17 protein-coding genes, 4 tRNA genes, 1 other RNA gene and 1 pseudogene are annotated in these 18,621 nt (G+C 72.7%); 12 read left to right on the top strand and 11 right to left on the bottom strand.

Annotated elements, in window-relative coordinates:
• Positions 1-274 precede the first annotated feature (274 nt).
• The 6 genes from AB5J51_RS21510 (at position 275) to AB5J51_RS21485 (ending at position 3,087) form a co-directional block, all read left to right on the top strand.
• Positions 275-592: an Lsr2 family protein gene (locus tag AB5J51_RS21510; protein ID WP_030292364.1), complete on the top strand. Its 318-nt coding sequence runs from the start codon at positions 275-277 to the stop codon at positions 590-592.
• 151 nt (positions 593-743) lie between these two features.
• Positions 744-815, top strand: a tRNA-Gly gene (locus tag AB5J51_RS21505).
• A 79-nt stretch (positions 816-894) separates the two neighbouring features.
• Positions 895-967: transfer RNA gene (locus tag AB5J51_RS21500), tRNA-Gly, on the top strand.
• 182 nt (positions 968-1,149) lie between these two features.
• Positions 1,150-2,379 (top strand): sensor histidine kinase, encoded by a 1,230-nt coding sequence (locus AB5J51_RS21495; RefSeq protein WP_133897568.1) that lies wholly within the window; start codon positions 1,150-1,152, stop codon positions 2,377-2,379.
• Complete coding sequence (locus AB5J51_RS21490; protein WP_053788295.1) at positions 2,376-2,987, top strand: response regulator transcription factor; 612 nt, start codon at positions 2,376-2,378, stop codon at positions 2,985-2,987. The genes AB5J51_RS21495 and AB5J51_RS21490 overlap by 4 nt, the downstream gene beginning before the upstream one ends.
• Positions 2,988-3,011: 24 nt before the next feature.
• Positions 3,012-3,087, top strand: a tRNA-Gly gene (locus AB5J51_RS21485).
• A gap of 109 nt (positions 3,088-3,196) precedes the next feature.
• Here AB5J51_RS21485 and AB5J51_RS21480 read toward each other — a convergent pair.
• The 6 genes from AB5J51_RS21480 to ffs form a co-directional block, all read right to left on the bottom strand.
• Positions 3,197-4,099 (bottom strand): phosphoribosylaminoimidazolesuccinocarboxamide synthase, encoded by a 903-nt coding sequence (locus AB5J51_RS21480; protein WP_053788296.1) that lies wholly within the window; start codon positions 4,097-4,099, stop codon positions 3,197-3,199.
• An 81-nt stretch (positions 4,100-4,180) separates the two neighbouring features.
• The gene (locus AB5J51_RS21475; protein ID WP_053788297.1) at positions 4,181-5,659 is read right to left on the bottom strand and encodes a N,N-dimethylformamidase beta subunit family domain-containing protein; all 1,479 of its coding nucleotides are present in this window, start codon (positions 5,657-5,659) and stop codon (positions 4,181-4,183) included.
• A 211-nt stretch (positions 5,660-5,870) separates the two neighbouring features.
• Positions 5,871-7,472 (bottom strand): hypothetical protein, encoded by a 1,602-nt coding sequence (locus tag AB5J51_RS21470; protein ID WP_369778378.1) that lies wholly within the window; start codon positions 7,470-7,472, stop codon positions 5,871-5,873.
• A 288-nt stretch (positions 7,473-7,760) separates the two neighbouring features.
• Positions 7,761-9,014 carry a phosphoribosylamine--glycine ligase gene (gene purD, locus AB5J51_RS21465; RefSeq protein ID WP_369778376.1) on the bottom strand — a complete coding sequence of 418 codons (1,254 nt, stop codon included), beginning with the start codon at positions 9,012-9,014 and terminating at the stop codon, positions 7,761-7,763.
• A gap of 60 nt (positions 9,015-9,074) precedes the next feature.
• Positions 9,075-11,303 carry a DNA polymerase III subunit gamma and tau gene (locus AB5J51_RS21460; protein ID WP_369778375.1) on the bottom strand — a complete coding sequence of 743 codons (2,229 nt, stop codon included), beginning with the start codon at positions 11,301-11,303 and terminating at the stop codon, positions 9,075-9,077.
• Positions 11,304-11,380: 77 nt separating this feature from the next.
• An RNA gene (gene ffs / locus AB5J51_RS21455) (signal recognition particle sRNA small type) lies at positions 11,381-11,479 on the bottom strand.
• Positions 11,480-11,610: 131 nt separating this feature from the next.
• Between ffs and AB5J51_RS21450 the strand changes: the two genes are divergently transcribed.
• Positions 11,611-11,698: transfer RNA gene (locus AB5J51_RS21450), tRNA-Ser, on the top strand.
• A gap of 105 nt (positions 11,699-11,803) precedes the next feature.
• Here AB5J51_RS21450 and AB5J51_RS21445 read toward each other — a convergent pair.
• Positions 11,804-12,457, bottom strand: coding sequence for a DUF1326 domain-containing protein (locus AB5J51_RS21445; RefSeq protein ID WP_053788303.1), 654 nt, complete (start codon positions 12,455-12,457; stop codon positions 11,804-11,806).
• A gap of 185 nt (positions 12,458-12,642) precedes the next feature.
• Here AB5J51_RS21445 and AB5J51_RS21440 point away from each other — a divergent pair, with 185 nt between their 5' ends.
• Entirely contained in the window at positions 12,643-13,503 is an 861-nt protein-coding gene (locus tag AB5J51_RS21440; RefSeq protein ID WP_369778373.1) for a DUF2182 domain-containing protein, read from the top strand.
• Positions 13,504-13,525: 22 nt separating this feature from the next.
• Here the strand turns inward: AB5J51_RS21440 and AB5J51_RS21435 are convergent, their stop codons facing one another.
• Positions 13,526-14,038, bottom strand: coding sequence for a PadR family transcriptional regulator (locus AB5J51_RS21435; protein WP_053788305.1), 513 nt, complete (start codon positions 14,036-14,038; stop codon positions 13,526-13,528).
• Between the two features lie 91 nt (positions 14,039-14,129).
• Here AB5J51_RS21435 and AB5J51_RS21430 point away from each other — a divergent pair, with 91 nt between their 5' ends.
• Together AB5J51_RS21430 and AB5J51_RS21425 are read left to right on the top strand one after the other, a co-directional pair.
• Complete coding sequence (locus tag AB5J51_RS21430) at positions 14,130-14,684, top strand: hypothetical protein (protein ID WP_369778370.1); 555 nt, start codon at positions 14,130-14,132, stop codon at positions 14,682-14,684.
• Positions 14,685-14,725: 41 nt separating this feature from the next.
• Positions 14,726-15,130: a molybdopterin-binding protein gene (locus AB5J51_RS21425; RefSeq protein ID WP_369778368.1), complete on the top strand. Its 405-nt coding sequence runs from the start codon at positions 14,726-14,728 to the stop codon at positions 15,128-15,130.
• A gap of 10 nt (positions 15,131-15,140) precedes the next feature.
• Here AB5J51_RS21425 and AB5J51_RS21420 read toward each other — a convergent pair whose 3' ends face one another.
• Entirely contained in the window at positions 15,141-16,595 is a 1,455-nt protein-coding gene (locus AB5J51_RS21420) for a PucR family transcriptional regulator (RefSeq protein ID WP_369778366.1), read from the bottom strand.
• Between the two features lie 95 nt (positions 16,596-16,690).
• Here AB5J51_RS21420 and AB5J51_RS21415 point away from each other — a divergent pair.
• Together AB5J51_RS21415 and AB5J51_RS21410 are read left to right on the top strand one after the other, a co-directional pair.
• Positions 16,691-16,839: pseudogene (locus AB5J51_RS21415) on the top strand (hypoxanthine oxidase); the annotation flags it as partial.
• A gap of 335 nt (positions 16,840-17,174) precedes the next feature.
• Positions 17,175-17,621, top strand: a complete 447-nt coding sequence (locus AB5J51_RS21410) for a molybdopterin-dependent oxidoreductase (protein ID WP_234382429.1) — start codon at positions 17,175-17,177, stop codon at positions 17,619-17,621.
• Positions 17,622-17,629: 8 nt separating this feature from the next.
• Here AB5J51_RS21410 and AB5J51_RS21405 read toward each other — a convergent pair whose 3' ends face one another.
• Together AB5J51_RS21405 and AB5J51_RS21400 are read right to left on the bottom strand one after the other, a co-directional pair.
• Positions 17,630-18,049: a molybdopterin-binding protein gene (locus tag AB5J51_RS21405; protein ID WP_053788310.1), complete on the bottom strand. Its 420-nt coding sequence runs from the start codon at positions 18,047-18,049 to the stop codon at positions 17,630-17,632.
• A gap of 143 nt (positions 18,050-18,192) precedes the next feature.
• The gene (locus AB5J51_RS21400; protein ID WP_030292386.1) at positions 18,193-18,384 is read right to left on the bottom strand and encodes a DUF1059 domain-containing protein; all 192 of its coding nucleotides are present in this window, start codon (positions 18,382-18,384) and stop codon (positions 18,193-18,195) included.
• Positions 18,385-18,621 lie beyond the last annotated feature (237 nt).

Genomic DNA, 18,621 nt, shown 5'->3' with positions numbered 1-18,621 from the left:
CTTCGGCCGCGATCGTCCGCCCGTTTCGGCTTCACCAACGCTTCGCAAAATCCACCGGAAAACCACGTGCCCGGGATTGCGGCAGGACACGCGGAGACAATTAACTGGGCTTCGCAATGCAATGGGAATCGCGGTACAAAGGATTCCACCGGGTCGGCGGCATTTGTCGCTTCTCGACTCGGGTCGGAAAGTTGCATTGCTCCGAAACATCCACACAGGCGACATCACCGCACGTCCAACGCGTAGGTGGCGTCGCGCGAAGGGACCGATATCCGTGGCGCAGCGCGTAGTAGTCACGATCTCCGACGACATCGACGGCGGAGAAGCGGCGGAAACGGTCACGTTCGGCCTGGACGGTAAGTCGTACGAGATCGACCTCAATCTGGCCAACGCAAAGAAACTGCGGAAGAGCCTCGCGCCCTTCGTGGCCGCCGGCCGCCGCCAGGCCCGCTCCGGGAAGACGTACAAGCACACCTCGCTGGCCCCGGACCCGGCGGTCGTACGCGCCTGGGCCCGGTCCAACGACCTCGACGTGCCGCCGCGCGGCCGGATCCCGAAGCGGGTCTACGCGGCGTACAACGAGGCGCACTGAGTCCGGCCGGGGCCTTCCGGGGCTCCGCGGGGCCTCCCGGGGCCCGCTAACGGGGCGCGGAGGGGGCCGATTTGCCATCCACCCCCTCCGATCCGCTAGTGTGTGGATCACGCCGAGGGGCGAGACCGCAGGTCAAAGCCTCGAAGGTCGTGCGGGTGTAGTTCAGTAGCAGAACATCCCCCTTCCAGGGGGAAGGCGCAGTGTGCGATCCCTGTCACCCGCTCTGCACGCTTTACCGACCACTCCGGTGGATCGGGTAGAGTGATGCACGCATCGCCCGGCATTCGTGTCGTGGCAGGCATGCGGACGTAGCTCAGTTGGTAGAGCACCACCTTGCCAAGGTGGATGTCGCGCGTTCGAGTCGCGTCGTCCGCTCAGAGTGCAAAGGCCCTGATCATTGATCAGGGCCTTTGTCGTATGCCGTGCATGCAATCGGCTTGTGCTGACAAATGTCATCGGGGGAGATGACGGCGCGCACTGCTGCCGCCCGCGGGCCGCCGCGAGGCTGGAGTCGTGCACGGCGGCGGCCGCCGGAGGGTGATCGGGGGACTGGGACTGTGTCGAAGCTGACCGGGTGGTGGAAGAACCGCAGCAGTGCGGGGAAGGTCGAGCTGTACATCCGCTGGTCCTTCCACTTCTTCGTGCCCCTCGAGGTCCTGTCGTTCGGGCTGCCCTCGGTGGCCTCCCCGGCCAACACGGCCGCGCTGCCGGTCTCGCTGGCGGTGCTCCTGATGATGAGCGTGCACGCCGTGCTGGTCGGGTTCCTCTCCTCACGGGCGCTGGACTGGATCGCGGGCCGGCGGGAGCAGCCGGTGCGGCTCGCCGTGACGGTGGCGGCCCTGACGGCCGCGGCCTGCCTGGCCCTGCTGACCCTGGTCATGCCGAGGATCATCGGCGTGGCCACGCCGCTCGTCCTGGGCATGACCAGCTTCACCACCGGAGCCCTGGTGCTCTGCATGCGGCGGATCCGGTACAAGTGCTTGATGGCCCCCGCCTGGGCCCTCGGTGCGGGCCTGGCGGTGCTGGCGATGGGCGTGGGCGCGGTCGAGGCCCTCGGGTACACGATCGGGGTGCTGCTGACCGGCCTGTTCATGAGCGTGGCCTACGGGTTCTCCGGGTGGCTGCTGAACGCCGTCCACGAGCTGGACCGCGCCCGGGAGCTCCAGGCGCAGCTGGCCGTCGCCGAGGAGCGGCTGCGCTTCGGGCGCGACCTGCACGACGTCATGGGCCGCAATCTGGCGGTGATCGCGCTCAAGAGCGAGCTCGCGGTCCAGCTGGCCCGCCGCGAACGTCCGGAGGCCGTGGACCAGATGATCGAGGTCCAGCGCATCGCCCGGGAGTCGCAGCGCGAGGTACGGGACGTCGTACGCGGCTACCGCGAGGCGGATCTCACGGCGGAGCTGGAGGGCGCCCGCGGGGTGCTCAGCGCGGCCGGGATGGACTGCCGCGTCGAGATCGAGGCCGGGCGTGCACTGCGCCCCGAGGTGCAGTCGGCGCTGGGCTGGGTGGTCCGGGAGGCGACCACGAACGTCCTGCGGCACGGGGACGCCCGCAGCTGCGTCATCCGGCTGACGGCGCCCGACGAGGGCGCCCTGACGCTGGTGGTGGAGAACGACGGGGCCCCCGAGGCGCCGGCCGGACCGCCGGGCTCCGGGCTCGCCGGGCTGCGGGAGCGGCTCGCGGTGCTGGACGGCACCTTGGAGGCGGGCCCGGTCGACGGCGGCCGCTTCCGGCTGCGGGCCCGGATCCCGGACGGACAACTGCGAGGACTGGAGGTGCGGGCGTGAGCCCCGTACGCGTACTGCTGGCCGACGACGAGCACCTGATCCGTGGCGCGCTCGCCGCACTGCTGGCCCTGGAGGACGATCTGCTGGTCGTCGCGGAGGCGGCCTCGGGGCCGGAGGCCCTGGCGATGGCGCGCGCCCACCGGCCGGACGTGGCGGTGCTCGACCTGCAGATGCCGGGGGCGGACGGTGTGAGTGTGGCCACATCACTGCGGGCCGAACTCCCCGACTGCAAGACCATGATCGTGACGAGCCACGGGCGTCCCGGGCACCTGAAGCGGGCCCTCGCGGCAGGGGTGCGGGCCTTCGCGCCGAAGACGGTGTCGGCGCAGCGGCTGGCCGAGCTGATCCGGACCGTGCACTCCGGAGGGCGTTATGTGGACCCGGAGTTGGCGGCCGACGCGATCAGCGCGGGGGACTCCCCGCTGACCGCGCGCGAGGCCGAGGTGCTCGAACTCGCGGGGGACGGGGCGCCGGTCGCGGAGATCGCGGAGCGGGCCTCGCTGTCGCAGGGGACCGTACGGAACTACCTGTCGTCGGCGGCCTCGAAGCTCGGCGCCGAGAACCGGCACACGGCAGTGCGTCTCGCACGCGAGCGAGGTTGGGTATAGTAGGTCTCGCGTTACGGCGCACCTGCGGACATAGCTCAGTTGGTAGAGCACCACCTTGCCAAGGTGGATGTCGCGCGTTCGAGTCGCGTTGTCCGCTCCATCGAGGAAGCCCCCGGTCATCTGACCGGGGGCTTCCTCGTGTTCCAGGCCCGGGCGCAGGTGCGGGTCCGGGTTCCGGGCCCGGCGTCCCGGGCCCGGAACCTCCGGCCTCAGGCCCAGGTGAGGCCGGTGAGCCGCTCGTACGCCTCGATGTACTTGGCGCTGGTCTGCTCGACGACCTCCTGCGGGAGGGCCGGCGGCGGGAGTTCGCCCTTGCGGTCCCAGCCGGAGGCCGGGGAGGACAGCCAGTTGCGGACGAACTGCTTGTCGTACGAGGGCTGCGTGCGGCCCGGCTCCCACTGGTCGGCCGGCCAGAAGCGGGAGGAGTCCGGGGTCAGCACCTCGTCGCCGGCGACGAGGGTGCCGTCCTTGTCGAAGCCGAACTCGAACTTGGTGTCGGCCAGGATGATCCCGCGCTCGCGGGCGATGTCCCGGGCCCGGCCGTACACGGCGAGGGTGGTCTGGCGCAGCAGCGCGGCCGTCTCGGCGCCGGTGGTGCGCGCGACCTCCTCGTACGAGACGTTCTCGTCGTGCTCGCCGACCTCGGCCTTGGCGGCCGGGGTGAAGATCGGGGCGGGCAGCTCGGAGCCGTCCACGAGCCCCTCGGGGAGGGCGAGTCCGCAGACCGTACGGGTCTGCTCGTACTCGGCGAGGCCGGAGCCGGTGAGGTAGCCGCGGGCCACGCACTCGACCGGGACCATCTCGAGGCTCTTGCAGATCAGGGTGCGCCCGGCCCAGTCGGCCGGGGCGCCTTCGGGCAGCTCGGTGCCGATCACGTGGTTCGGGACGAGGTCCGCGAGCTGGTCGAACCACCACAGGGAGAGCTGGGTCAGGACGCGGCCCTTGTCCGGGATCTCGGTGGGGAGCACCCAGTCGTACGCGGACATCCGGTCGCTGGCGACCATGACGAGGTTGCCGTCGCCGTCGCGGTAGAGGTCGCGCACCTTGCCGGTGTGGAGGTGGACGAGGCCGGGCACCTGAACCGGCTCGGGCTTTTCGACGAATCCGGACACGGGGTCTCCCTGTGGTTCTGTACGAGCGCAGCCCCATTCTCCCGTACCGGTCCGCGATCGGGGACAACGGGTCCGGGTCGGTCAGTCCCGCTTGCAGATCCGGTCGAGGAGGTTGGCGGTGGCCCGCTGGATCCGTTCGTCGACATGGCCGGGGCGGTCGAGGGCCGGGGACCAGGCGAACGTGCCGGACGCGAAGACCAGCGCACCGCTCGGGGCCCGGTACAGGGAGGTCTCCTGGTGGCGCTTCGCGCCCTCGCTGTCGAGGTACGGGGAGTGCGCCAGCAGGATCCGGTCCTCGTGCTCGGGGAGCTGGGTGCGCGGGAAGTACCGGTCGGCCTCGCCGGCGACCAGGCCGGGGAGCTCGTCGTTCTCGGCGGCGCCGGTGGAGTCCCAGAGCCAGTGCGTGGCATTGCGCACGATCAGGGGCGCGGGCTCGGGGACCCGCCCTGCGTACTGGATGCCGAGCAGCTGCTGCTCCGGGCGGTCGATCTCGCGCCAGAGGCTGGGGCGGCCGGGGCCGCGGCGTTTTCGGCAGGTGAGCAGCCGGTCCTCGACCCCGGAAGGGGAGGGGCCCAGCTCGACCTGCCAGTACATGGTGTTGGCGGAGAGGAAGACGAGCGAGGTGCCGTGGTCCCGGGCGCGCTCGACGGTGCGGCGCATGGGGGCCGACCAGTACTCGTCGTGGCCGGGGAAGACCAGGCCCCGGTAGCGGGTGGGGTCGACGCGGCCGGCGTGCAGATCGCGGGTGTCGGCGTAGGCCAGGTCGTAGCCGTAGCGCTCGGCCCAGCGGATGAAGTCGTAGGCGTGGCCCACGTGCAGGGGCAGTCCGGCGCCGGCGTAGGGCCGGTCGAAGGAGACCGTGACGGCCGCGTCCCGCTCGCCGAGCAGCCGGCCCTCGTCGTCCCAGGCGTGGTAGAGGCTCGCGCCGGTCCGCCCGTCCTCGGGGTAGAGGTTGTAGGCCTGCCAGGTGATGTCGGGCAGCAGCAGGAGGAGGTCCGCGGGGTGGTCGTCGCGGACGGTGAACGGGATGTGGGACCGGTATCCGTCGGCGGTGGTGAGGACGGCGACATAGGCGCCGACGCTCCAGTAGGCGGGGACCTGGAGGCGCCAGGAGAGCCACCAGTGGTGGCAGGAGACGGTGCGGTCGGCGGTGAGCGGGGCCGGCTGGACGATGCCGGAGAGCCGGGGGCTGGTGGTGATCTTGGAGGCGCCGTCGCCGCCGTAGTGGCCGATGCGGTAGACGTCGACGGAGAACTGCTGGGGCGGGTCCACGGTGATGTGGAAGTCGATGGCCTCGCCGGGGGCGACGGCGCCGGTGGAGGCGAAGCCCTTGATCTGCCGGTGCACGTCGTCGGCGGTGCGCGGGCCGCCGTTGCTGCGGGCGCGCGGGTTCTGGCCGGGGGCCAGGGCCGGGTCCACGTACCAGGGCACGACCTGCCCGGTGTCGTCGAAGTAGAGCTCGCTGCCCCGGAACCACGGCAGCGGTCCCTGGCCGAAGGGATCGGTCACCGCGTGCGCGAGCGCCCCTGACTCCCATCGCCGGATCTGGTCCGCACCCATGTCCGCTCCCCTCCCTCGCTCCCCCGAACGGTCTCTGCCTGCCGATGCGGCACGGTTTCAGGACATCGAACCGTGACCGGTCCCAGCACATCACATAACGCACTCATTCCGTCACCGTTCGCCACATCCGGAGCCACATCGCGGGCCATGTCCGGAGCCGAGGAGTGCCGAGCGGCCGGGGCACGCGCGCCGGGGCGGGCGCGGTCACGGGTCACACCAGGCGGACGGGCTTCTCCGGGCGGACCCCGAGGCCGGCGAGCCAGTCGCGCAGGGGTTCTGCGTCGCCCTCCTCCACCAGGCTCAGCACCCGGGGGGCCAGGTCGGCGCGGCGTTCGCCGCCGACCAGGAGGACCGGACCGTCCAGCCAGTCCAGGCCGGGCGCGGCATCGGCCGAGTCCACGGCCGCGGCGCACACCATCGCCGTCACGTGGTCGGCGAGCAGGTCCCGCCCACTGCGGGGCGGCTGGAGCGGGAACAGCGGTACGGCGTCCGCCCCGCGCGCCACCCCGGCTCCCGTGGCGCCTGCGGAACGTTCCTCCCTGGCCAGGTCACCGCTGAGCAGTCCGGCCAGTGCCTCGGCGGCGGCGCCCTCGCCGACCGCGTCCGCGAGATAGCCCAGCACCCGGTCCAGCGTCGGCCCCTGGCCGGCGGGCACGGCGAGGGCGTCCAGCGCCGCATGCAGCCGGGCGGCCTCGGCGCGCCATTTGCGGTCCACGACCTCCTCCGGATACGCCGCCCAGTCCACCGGCGACCAGTCCGGACCGGCCTCGGCCGGCCCGCCGTGGAAGAGCCGCGCGGCCAGCAGCGAAGCCGCCTCGTCGACCACTCCCGGCCGCTCCAGCAGATCGCAGGCGGGCCGCTCGCCCAGCCGCGAGGTGAACCCCTCGGCCAGCCGGTCCCGCCGGGACAGCTCGGTCAGCGCGGAGACGACCCCCGCGTCGAGGTGCGCCGGCCAGCGGCCCATCCGCCACGCGGGCAGCGCGACCCGGGTCAGCAGCCGGTCCCAGCCCGCGTAGGCGAGGCCGACCTGCTCCTGGGCGACGATGCGCAGCCCGTAATCCACACCCTGTGCACGGTCCGAGGCGGCGGCGGCCACCCCGCGCTCCATCTCGGCGGCATCCGCCTGGCACAGCCGCAGCAGCAGCCGGGCCGGCCGGCCGATCCAGCCGAGGCCGGGCCTGCTCCCCACGTCCACCGCGGCATCGAGCCCGCGGACGAAGCCCCGGGCATCGGCTATGTCCGGATGCGCGGAAGGGCCCGTACCGGCGACGACCGGCGCCAGGACCGCCCGCAGCTCGGCGACCCGCATCCACCACAGGAACGGCGAGCCGATCACCAGCACGGGAGCAGCGCCCGGCTGCGATTCGCGGCCGCCGGATATGCCGCCGCGGCGGTGCGCCGCATGCGTGCGGTCCTCGAGCCAGCTGTCGCAGTCCGGGGTCAGGGCTATGGCGGAGGGCGCGGGCACGTCCATCCGGTCGGCCAGATCCCGCACCAGCCGGTAGAGGTCGGGCGCGGCGGTCTCCGGCAGCGGCACCGTCGGCGTCACGGCCGGGCTCGCCCGCAGCACCACTGCGGCGAACGCCCCGCCGACGAGCAGCACCAGCACCGCGACCACGCACACGACGAGGGTCACCACGGGCCAGGGATCCCCGGCCAGCCGGCCCGTCATACGGGCGCTCAGCAGCACCACCGCGAGGGCGGCGGGCAGCAGCCCGAGGGCCGTCGCCCGGCTGCGCACGCGCAGCACGGCCAAGGCTCGGGAGCGCGCGGACGGCGCGCCCACTTCCACGATCGAACCGGTTCCGGACACGGCCGGACCTCACCCCCTCTGCCCTGCGGCGGTTTTGCTCACTCCCCCACTGTGACACCCGCCACTGACATCGCAATGCCGGTGGGCCAAGTGCCGGAATGCTTGCGCCGCACCCTAGTTGGGGACCGTTCGGCAGTCAGCCGGACCGGGCGACCATCACCCGATGGAATGGCTTTGGGTAAAGGTGGCTGCGTTCGAACGCGGCCGGATGCACTCGCACGCGAACACGCGCGCGGGCCCGGGCGCACAGAAGTGCGCACCGGGCCCGCGTCGCGACTGCCCCGCTGCTCAGCGGCCTTCGGCCGCCTTGGCGGCGATGTCCGTACGGTGCTGGGAGCCGTCCAGCCGGATCCGCGCGACGGCCTTATACGCCTTCGCGCGGGCCTGTGCCAGATCGGAACCGGTCGCCGTCACCGAGAGCACGCGGCCGCCCGCGCTGACGACGGCGTCGCCCTCGCGCCGGGTCCCGGCGTGCAGCACGTACGCGTCGGGACCGTCCTCGGCGGCCACCTCGGCCAGGCCCTCGATCGGGTCCCCGGTGCGCGGGGTCTCCGGGTAGTTGTGGGAGGCGATGACCACGGTGACGGCCGCGTCCTCGCGCCAGCGCAGCGGCGGCTCGGCGTCCAGCGTGCCGTTGGCGGCGTTCAGCAGCACGCTCGCGAGCGGGGTGCGCAGCCGCGCCAGGACCACCTGGGTCTCGGGGTCGCCGAAGCGGGCGTTGAACTCGATGACGCGGACGCCGCGCGAGGTGATCGCGAGGCCCGCGTACAGCAGCCCGGAGAACGGGGTGCCGCGGTGGCGCAGCTCGTCCACGGTCGGCTGGAGGACGGTTTCCATGACCTCGTCGACCAGCTTCGGGTCGGCCCAGGGCAGTGGCGAGTACGCGCCCATGCCGCCGGTGTTGGGGCCCTCGTCGCCGTCGAGCGCGCGCTTGAAGTCCTGCGCGGGCTGGAGCGGCAGCACGGTGACGCCGTCGGTGATGGCGAAGAGGGAGACCTCGGGGCCGTCGAGGTACTCCTCGATGACGACGCGGTCGCAGCCGAGCGCGTGCGCGCGGGCGGCGGCCAGGTCGTCGGTGACCACGACGCCCTTGCCGGCGGCGAGGCCGTCGTCCTTGACGACGTACGGGGCGCCGAAGGCGTCGAGGGCCGCGTCCACCTCTTCGGGGGTGGTGCAGACGTAGCTGCGCGCGGTCGGGACGCCGGCCGCGGCCATCACGTCCTTGGCGAACGCCTTGGAGCCCTCCAGCTGCGCCGCTTCCGCGGACGGGCCGAAGACGGGGATGCCCGCGGCGCGGACGGCGTCGCAGACGCCGGCGACCAGGGGGGCCTCCGGGCCGACGACGACCAGGTCGGCGCCGAGCTCGGTGGCGAGGCGGGCCACGGCGGCGCCGTCGAGGGCGTCGACCGGGCGCAGCTCCGCCACCTCGGCGATGCCGGCATTGCCGGGAGCGCAGTACAGCGCGTTGACGTCGGGGTCGAGGGACAGAGAGCGGCACAGGGCATGTTCGCGGGCGCCGCCGCCGATGACGAGGACCTTCACGCCATGCAGCCTAGCCCGCGTGGCGCGATGCCTTTCGTGCGGCCACCCAATGAGACGGCCCTACTCGTTCGTGTATTCCTCCACAACCGTGGCTCCGAGCTCGCGCACGATCAGGTCGTGTCCGGTCAGGGCGCTCTCGACGAGGTCGGGATCGTCCTCCTCCGGTACGTCGTCCTCGGGCGCGACCGGCGGGGGCGCCTGCTGTACGGGGGGCTGCGGCGCGGAGGCGCCCTGCTGGGGCGGCTGCGGCTGCTGGGGCGGCTGGTACGGCTGCTGCGGGGCGGGAGCGTGCTGCGCCGGGGTCGTCGGAGCCTGGGCGGCCGGCGGCGGGCTGTAGGCGGGCGCGGCCGGGGCGGAGTACGCGGACGGAGCCGGGGCGGGCTGGCCCCCGCCCCCTCCCACCACGGCGTCGATCTTCCAGTTGACCTGGAACTGCTCGGCCAGAACGGCCTTGAGCACGTCCTCGCTGCCGCTGCTCGCGAAGTTGTCGCGGGCTCCGGCGTTGGGGAAGCCGAGCTGCAGGGTCGTCCCGTCGAAGCCGGTGACCTGGGCGTTCTGGCTGAGCAGGATCCAGGTGAAGCGGCGGCGGTTCTTGACGGCCTCGAGGACGCCGGGCCACATCGCCTGGACCTGGCCGGCGCCGGCGGCCATGCCGGGCGACGGGGCGGCGGCCGGAGCGGCCGCGGCCGGAGCCGGAGCCGGAGCCGGGGCGGCGGCCGCGGGCTGGCCCGAGCCGGGCGCGGCGGCGCTGGGCCAGGCACCGGCGGCGGGGGCGGACGCGGCGGGAGCCGGGGCGGGAGCGGCGGCTCCGGGCCAGGCACCGGGGGCACCGCCACCGGGCTGCGCGGCCCCGGGCCACGCACCGGGGGCGGGCGCAGCAGGGGCCTGCACAGGGGCGGGAGCGGGAGCCGGGGGCTGGACCGGAGCCTGGACCGGGGCCGGAGCCGGCGCGGCCGGGGCCTCCGGCTCGGGAGCCCGTACGGCCGCGGCGGCGGCCCGTGCGGCGGCGACGCCCCCGCCGGGCCCGGCGGGGGCCATGGCATGCGCCTCGGGCCCGGGCACGTACCCCATGGCGGGCCCGCCGGCCGGGGCGGCGGCCAGGCCGACGCCGCCGGCGGCGCCGGGCGCGAACCCGCTCCGCTCCAGCCGGTCGAGCCTGGCCTGGAACGACCGCTCGTCGTCGAATGCGGCGGGCAGCAGCACCCGGGCGCAGATCAGCTCGAGCTGGAGCCGCGGCGAGGTCGCGCCGCGCATCTCGGTGAGCCCGGTGTTGACCAGGTCGGCGGCGCGGCTCAGCTCGGCGGCCCCGAACACGGACGCCTGGGCCTGCATCCGCTCGACGACATCGGCGGGGGCGTCGATGAGCCCCTTCTCCCCGGCGTCGGGCACGGCGGCCAGGATCACCAGGTCCCGCAGCCGCTCCAGCAGGTCGGCGACGAAGCGGCGGGGGTCGTTGCCGCCCTCGACCACCCGGTCGACGACCTCGAAGGCGGCCGCCCCGTCCCCGGAGGCGAAGGCATCGACGACGGAGTCGAGCAGCGACCCGTCGGTGTACCCGAGCAGAGAGGTGGCCATGGCATACGTCACACCGTCCTCGGCGGCACCGGCGAGGAGCTGGTCCATGACGGACATGGAGTCACGCACGGACCCGGCCCCCGCCCGCACGACGAGCGGCAGCACGCCGTCCTCGACCTTGGCCCCCTCGCGTCCGCAGACCTCGCCGAGGTAGTCCCGCAGCGTGCCGGGCGGCACGAGCCGGAACGGATAGTGGTGCGTCCGGGACCGGATGGTCCCGATGACCTTCTCCGGCTCGGTCGTCGCAAAAATGAACTTCAGGTGCTCCGGCGGCTCCTCGACCACCTTCAGCAGGGCGTTGAAGCCCGCCGAGGTGACCATGTGGGCCTCGTCGATGATGTAGATCTTGTAGCGGCTGGAGGCGGGCCCGAAGAAGGCCTTCTCCCGCAGGTCACGGGCGTCGTCCACGCCACCGTGCGAGGCCGCGTCGATCTCGATGACGTCGATCGACCCCGGCCCGTTGCGCGCCAGGTCCTTGCAGGACTGGCACGTGCCGCAGGGCTCGGGAGTGGGACCCTGCTCACAGTTCAGGCACCGTGCCAGGATCCGCGCGCTGGTGGTCTTGCCACAGCCTCGGGGCCCGCTGAACAGGTACGCGTGATTGACCCGGTTGTTCCGCAGGGCCTGCATCAGGGGGACAGTGACATGCTCCTGTCCGATGACCTCGGCGAACGACTCGGGGCGGTAGCGGCGGTACAGCGCAAGGGACGACACGTCTACGAGGTTATCCGGGCCCACCGACAAAGACTCCCGCCAATGGCTCCGCCGCCGGCCCCGCAGGCCGTCCCGGAACGCAAAGCGCCCCCCACGCACCCGCCAGAGCCCACTTACCCTTGCTGCCTTCCGGCCCTGGGGGAGTTGGGTGAGATAGCGCCACGTGAGGGGCTGGGCCCCACCCTAGCGGATGTGGGCCCCCGGAATCGACCCGCCCCCACCCCGGACCCCGACCTGCTCCCCGCCCGGATCCCCCGCAGACGATCACGTTCGCGAGCACCCCTCAACGTCTTGTATTGTTTGCGGCGGAGGATTCGCCTAGTGGCCTAGGGCGCACGCTTGGAAAGCGTGTTGGGGGCAACCCCTCACGAGTTCGAATCTCGTATCCTCCGCCAGTGCCTCACCGGGCACTTGAAGGCCCCGACCGGGAAACCGGCCGGGGCCTTCTGCGTGCCGTGGTCTCGGTTCGAGTGGGGTGGGCCGTCGAGGCCCGCGCAGGCCTAGTCGGGCCCGGTCCAGTCGAAGGTGATGTGCTTGCTCGACTGGCCTTCCCTGCTCCACTGGAAGCCATGGGCATCGGCGCGGTCCGCCGTCGAGCGGCCCCAGGTCGCGACCTGGCCCGGTCCGGTCTCGGCGCCCGGCAGGTTGGTCGACTGCACGCGAGCGCCCTCGGGAGTGTTGGGTCCGGTGAGTGCCTGCGCGCTCGCCTCGACCCGGCCGGGAACCACGGCCCGCCAGCTCGAGAGGTCGTCGGCCACCTCCACCTCGATCGCGGCGAACTCCATGCCGCGCATCTCCGCGCCCATCATGCGCACCATCTCTGCCGGCCAGCTGCCCGCCTGGCCACCGAAGATCATCTGGAGCGCTTCGCGCTGCGCGTCGTCGGCGCGCTCGTCGACGAACACCGCCGCGTACGTGTCGGAGTGCTCGGCCCATATGTTGCCGACGAAGGAGCCCAGCATCAGCACGTTGAGGCCGTCCAGCGGTACGTCCCCGTACCGTCCCTCGCGGATGTGCCACGCGAGGATGCCGTCGCAATCGCCGTAGGTGGGCAGCTGCGCGAACGAGCAGGGGCAGGGCACGTTGCACTTGCAGGTGTCGAACCAGTCGCCCGCCGCGTGCCACCTCGGAACGGTCGCCGTCGTCTCGGACATCTCCCTGCCTCCTCGTGGCCGCACCGCGCGTCGTCCCGGGAGGACGGCGATGCCCCCCGGAAGACATCACCGGCCCACGCCCGGGGTCGTACAGGTCTCCCTTTCGATTATCCCCCCGCCGCGGCCGCCCGCAGGGGCCCGGTTCCGCCCGCGCACGCACACGTCCGCCGTGATGTGCTGGAAGCGTGCGACTCGACCGGAGTGCCCTGTCACCACCCCTGCGCCCGGCAAACCTGCTGTCGGCCCGGCAGCTGGCGCTCGCCTGGTCCGTGATGGGATCGATCGCCCTGCTCGCCTGGTTGCTGGTCGTCGATCAGGCCCGTGACATGGGAGTCCAGCCGGGAACCATGGGCATGGGCATCCCGCTGTTCCTGCTGCTGTGGCTGGTCATGATGATCGCCATGATGTTCCCGTCGGTGGCCCCGGTGGCGATCACCTGGGCCCGGGCCATCGGCCGCCAGTCGGCCGGAGCCGTCCGCGCGGCCCGCACCGCCCAGTTCGTGGCCGGCTACCTCCTGGCCTGGACGGTCTTCGGCCTGATCGCCTACGGGCTCCTCGCCGCGACCGGCGCCCTGGTGGACGAGCACCCCGGCGCCGGGCGGTGGATCGGGGCAGGGGCCTTCCTCATCGCCGGGCTGTACCAGTTCAGCCCGCTCAAGAACCTCTGCCTGCGGCACTGCCGCAGCCCCATGGGCCAGCTCGTGCGCTACGCCGGCTTCCGGCCCATGGCCCGCGACCTGCGGGTCGGGGCCCACCACGGGGCGTACTGCGTCGGCTGCTGCTGGGGGCTGATGATCGTCCTCATCCCGCTCGGCGTCATGAACGTCCTGGCCATGGCCGCGGTGGCCCTGGTGATCTTCGTGGAGAAGCTGTGGCGGCTGGGCCCCGTCTTCTCGGCCGCCATCGGGATCACCTTTCTCGTCCTCGCGGTACTGGCCCCCTTCCAGCCGTGGCTGCTGCCGGGCCTGGAGCCGCCGCAGTCGCCGATGACGCACATGACGCACATGACGCACATGACGCACATGCTCCGGCCCTTCTCCGTGTGACCGGTGCCGCGGCGCGTCGCCGCTACCGGATCTGGGCGGCCGCCCACTCGGCCCACTCGCGGCGCATGGCGTTGAACCGCAGGCCGTACTCCAGGGCGATCCTGCCGTGGACCGACAGGGGGTCGTCGCCCCAGTCGATGGACTCCTCCAGCCGGCGCAGGCCCTCGTACTCCTGCTCGGACAGCTCCGTCAGCTCGGTGAGATAGCCCCGCGCCTGCTCGGGCGTGAGCACCCCGAGGAAGAAGACCCTCAGCAGGATGTCGCTGCGGGTGTTGCGCTGCGGCTTGGTCTCGGTCAGCCAGTGACGCAGTTCGGCCAGTCCCTCGTCGGTGAGGGTGTACTCCTTGCGCCCGCGCGGCCCCTCCGCCGAGACGCTGATCATCCCGGCGTCGGCGAGCTTGGACAGCTCTGTGTACATCTGGCTCTGGGTGGCGGGCCAGACGTTGGCCAGTGAGGTCTCGAAGCGCTTGAGCAGGTCGTATCCGCTGGCCGGGCGCTCTGACAGGAGTCCGAGAAGGGCGTGTCGAAGGCTCATGCCCCTCACCTTACCTTCCATCCTTGACATGTCAGTATTGGAACATCTACTTTCGACATGTCAGAACAGGAATATCGACCGGGGGTCTCCGATGTCGTACGTACGCACCTTCCTCCCGTGGATCGTCTTCGCGGTGCTTCCGTCCGGCCAGTGGCAGTGGGCCGCGCTCGCCGGCCTCCTCGCCGCGGTGGCGGTGACCGCCCAGCAGCGCCGGGCCGGGGCCGGCTTCGACGCGCTGATCATCGAGATCGGCTCCGCGGTCTTCTTCGCGGCCCTGACGGTCATCGCCTTCGCCGACCCCCACTCGGGCGTGCACGGCTACTCGGCAGCCCTCTCCTCGGCCACGCTGGCGCTCGTCGCCGGGGTCTCACTGCTCGTGGGCAAGCCCTTCACCCTGGGCATCGCCAAGCGCACCGCCCCCCGCGAGGTCTGGGGCCTGCGACCGTTCGTCCGGACCAACGCCGTCATCACCGGAGTGTGGACCGCGGCCTTCGCCGTCACGGCTGCCGCGCTCGCGGCCCTCGCCCACGCCGGCCACGGCCACTCCGTGTCCGCCACGCTCGTCCAGGCCGCCGGGTTCGTCGTCCCGATGCTCTTCACCGTCCGCTACGTCGCCGCCGTGCAGGCCAGGACCGGCGCTCGATGAACACCGCCGTCGGACCGGGGGCCGGCGGGTAGGGTGCGGGCGTGCCGTTGTACTCGTTCGGGCAGGCTGCGGTTCTGCTGGGCGTGAGCGCCGAGACCGTGCGCCGCTGGGCCGACGGCGGGCGGCTGGCCGCCCGCCGCGCCCCCGACGGGGCGCGCGCCGTCGACGGCGTGACGCTGGCCGCCTTCGCCAAGGAGCGGGCCGGGGTGCCGCAGCCCCAGCCGCGCGCCGGCAACGGCACGGCCACGTCCGTACGGAACGCCTTCGCCGGGATCGTCACCGCGGTGCGGCTCGACGACGTGGCGGCCCGGGTGGAGATCCAGTCGGGCCCGCACCGGGTGGTGTCCGTGGTGACGCGGGAGTCGGTCGAGGAGCTCGGGATCGCGGTCGGGGTGAGCGTCACCGCGCGGGTGAAGTCCACCGAGGTGTACGTCGACCTGCCGTGAACAGCGCCCCTCAGCCGCAGCGCAGCGCCGCGTAGAGGTCCAGCTTGTGTTCCAGGCGGGACAGGTCACGGCCCGTCAGGGACTCCACCCGTTCGATCCGGTAGTGCACCGTGTTCACGTGCAGGTGCAGCGCCTCCGCCGTGCGGGTCCAGGAGCAGTTGTTGGCCAGGAAGACCTCCAGGGTCTCGCGCAGCATGCCGTCACCGAGCGCCCCGAGCGTCCGCGCGGCGTAGACCGCCCGGACCTCCTCCGGGACCCCGGCCAACAGGGCGGCCAGGGTGTCCAGTTGCTCCACCGAGCGGACCGGAGTGACTTCGTCCGTCGCCGTCAGGGCGAAGCGGGCCTGGTGCATCGACGCGCGTAGTCCCTCAGCGCCCGAAGCCCGCCCACCCGCGCCGAGACGGAGATCCGCGTCCGGGCCGCCGCACGCCTGGAGCAGCGGCCAGACCGGGCGGAGCCGACTCGGGACGTCGACCGCCGCGTCCTGGGCCTCGTACAGGACCGCGACCGAGCGCCCCACCGCGTACGGGACGTCCTCCAGGTGGGCCAGCGCCTCGGCCAGGGCGTCGCCGTCGGTCGCCGCGAGCACCCGGTAGGCGCCCCCCGTCGGGAGTCCGGCCGCGGCCAGCGCCTCCTCCAGCGCGCCCGGGTCCGCGGCCGGCCCCTCCGCGTCGAGGAGTGCGGCCAGCTCCCGGCCCGCCGCGTGCACCGCGCCGGTGCGGCGCGCCCGGCCGTCGCGGTACTGGGCGAAGACCTCGGCGATCTCGTGGAGCACGCGCGGGGGCGCCGCGTCCGCGTCCGGCAGGTGCAGCTGCCAGGCGTCGTACGCGGAGCTCTCGGACTCGATGCGCAGCGAGAGCCCGTCCCGCGCGGCGCCGGCCCGCTGGGCCGGGATCTCGGGTGCGGACGGGGTGCGGGCCACGGTGCGCCCGCTCGCGGTGAGCAGGTAGCAGGCGACCTTGCCCAGGTGGGCGCAGGCCCGGTCCAGCAGTTCGGCCGGTCCGGCCCCGTCCTCGAGGAGGCGGCTGAGCTCGCTGCGCACGTTCTCGGGAAGCGCGAAGAGCCGGGTCGGGCGGCGGCTCTGATCGCCCCACTGGCGCAGGTAGACCGCCTCGGTGACCGCCCGGAAGCTGGTCTGCGCGGGCACGGCCACGAGCGGTATGCGGTGGGCGCGGCATGCGGCCACCAGTTCGTCCGGGACCCGGCCGTGGGTCTCCTCGCCTGCGAGGAGGGCGGTGGCCCCGGCCTCGGCGAGCGCGGAGACGAATCGATCCGCCTTGGCCGGGTCGCCGTCGTTCCACCACACCAGACCGCTGAGCACGAGCTCTCCGGGGCCCAGGAAACGGCGCGGGTCCTCCAGGTCGGTGGCGGTGACCCCGCTGACCTCCTGGCCGAGAAGGGCATCCTCGCCCCAGAGCAGGGTGAGGCCGAGGTTGTCGGACTGAAGCAGGTCGAGGACGTGCATGGCGGGGACTCCTTGCGGTGGGTGGCAGCCCACATCGGCCACATTCGCCAGGCGAATACGAGGAACATCATCGTAAATGCAAGGACAAGCGCCTGAAGGGCTGCGACCAGGGCGACTGCGGGGCCTGCACCGTCCACGTCGACGGGCAGCCGGTGCACGGCTGCCTCTACCCGGCCGTCCGCGCCGAGGGCCGCTGCGCACCACCGTCGAGGGCCTCGCCAAGGAGGGCGGCGAACTCCATCCCGCGCCTTCGGCTCGGCCGGCACGGTGGTGGCGGGCAAGGCGGTGATGCTGGCGGCGAACTCGCTCGCGGAGCGCCTCCGGACCTTCGCGGCACGGCACACGGGCGTGGCCCGGCACCTGTGCAAGCTGTCGGCCGGCGAACGCCCTGCGGGACGCGACGGGGGTGCGGTTCACGGAGATGCCGGTGACACGCGACATCGTCTGGCGGAGGGTGTACCAGCATCGGCAAGATCTGCGAGGGCAGAATGCCCAATGAAGCCACACCTGCGAGTTGGATCAAGCCATCAACCTTGCAGATGAGGTTCCGGAATGACCGGTCCCGGGCATCATCGGCACATGGCCAAACTCATGCTGCACGGAGATCTGGACCACCCGGCGACGCTGAGCGTCGCGGACCTGCGGGACTGGGTACAGCACCGGGCCCCGGTCACGTTCGACTGCGCGACGAACGGTCCGCAGCACCATGTGTTCGAGGGCGCGCTGCTGCGCGACGTGATCGCGGACGCCGGGCCGTCCTTCGACGCGCGCCGGCGCAAGGACCGCAGCCGCTTCCTGCTGGCGGTCAGCGGCGGGGACGGCCACCACAGCGTCCTGTCCTGGGCCGAGCTCGACGCGGACTTCGGCGGCAGCCCGGTGCTGCTGGCGACCCGCCTCGACGGGGAGGACCTCGACGAGGCGGGCGCGCAGCTGGTGGTCCCGACGGACCGGTGCGGGGCGCGCTACGTCAGCGCGGTCACCCACGTGTGGTTCGGCGCACTGTCGCCGCCGAGCCTGGGGCTCTGACGGAGCCGTCAGGCGGTCGCGAGCGAGATCTCGGTGGACTTGATCAGCGCGACCACGGAGGAGCCGGCGGCCAGGCCGAGCGCCTCGACGGCGTCCTTGGTGATGGCAGCGGTCAGCCCGCCACCGTTCACGTCCACCTTGACGGAGGCCATGGCACCCCCGGTGGCGACGTCGGAGACGGTACCGGCCAGCTGGTTGCGGATGCTGATGCCGTCGACGGCGCCGGTGGCCAGCGCCACCTCGGTGGCCTTGACCAGCGCCTTGACCGCGGAGCCCTCGGCGATGCCGAGGTCCTTGACGGCGTCGGCGGTGATGGCGGCGGTGATGTCCTGGCCGCCCTCCAGACGGACCTTGACCGTGGCCATGGCCTCGCCGGTGGTGACGGCGGTGACGGTACCGGCGATCTGGTTGCGGATGCTCAGGCTCATGGGGTGCTCGACCTCGTGGCTGGTGACCTCGCACGGTCCGGAGGAACCGCACAAGATCGACCGTAAGCACCCCGGCCCTGGGGCGCATTCACCCCATCGCATCCGCCGGCCGGAACCACCCGTGCGGCTCGCCCCTGCGGTTGTCAGGCGTGCTGGGGCACCTCGGGCTTCAGCATGCCGCGCAGCGCGTCGCGGAACTCCTGAGTGTCCTCTTCACCGTGCACGGCGACCGCGTGCTGGACGGCCGCGCCCATGACTTCGTCTTCCTCACCCGTGATCATCAGGGTGCACCCGATCTCGCTGGGGTACTCCCTGCAGTCCATGACCTTGCGCATGACGCGCCTCCCTTCCACTCCCCACGATCCTCCACGGGCCGCGGGAGCGAAAGCCGGGCCCACGGGGAGGGGGAGGGGATGCGCCCAAGCCGCCAGGTACGGTCAGGGCCGGGGACAGGGACCACCAGGGGGACGGGCCGGATGCGACGAATCGCGGAAAGAAAGCACTCGACACGGGCGGGTCGTACGGGGCGTCTCGTCACGGCCGTCTTCGCGTCGCTGCTGGCACTGTCCGTG

This window comes from Streptomyces sp. R33, assembly GCF_041200175.1.
GTDB lineage: Bacteria > Actinomycetota > Actinomycetes > Streptomycetales > Streptomycetaceae > Streptomyces > Streptomyces katrae_B.
The sequence above is the reverse complement of the archived record's forward strand: the minus strand, read 5'-3'. Positions and strand labels throughout refer to the sequence as shown.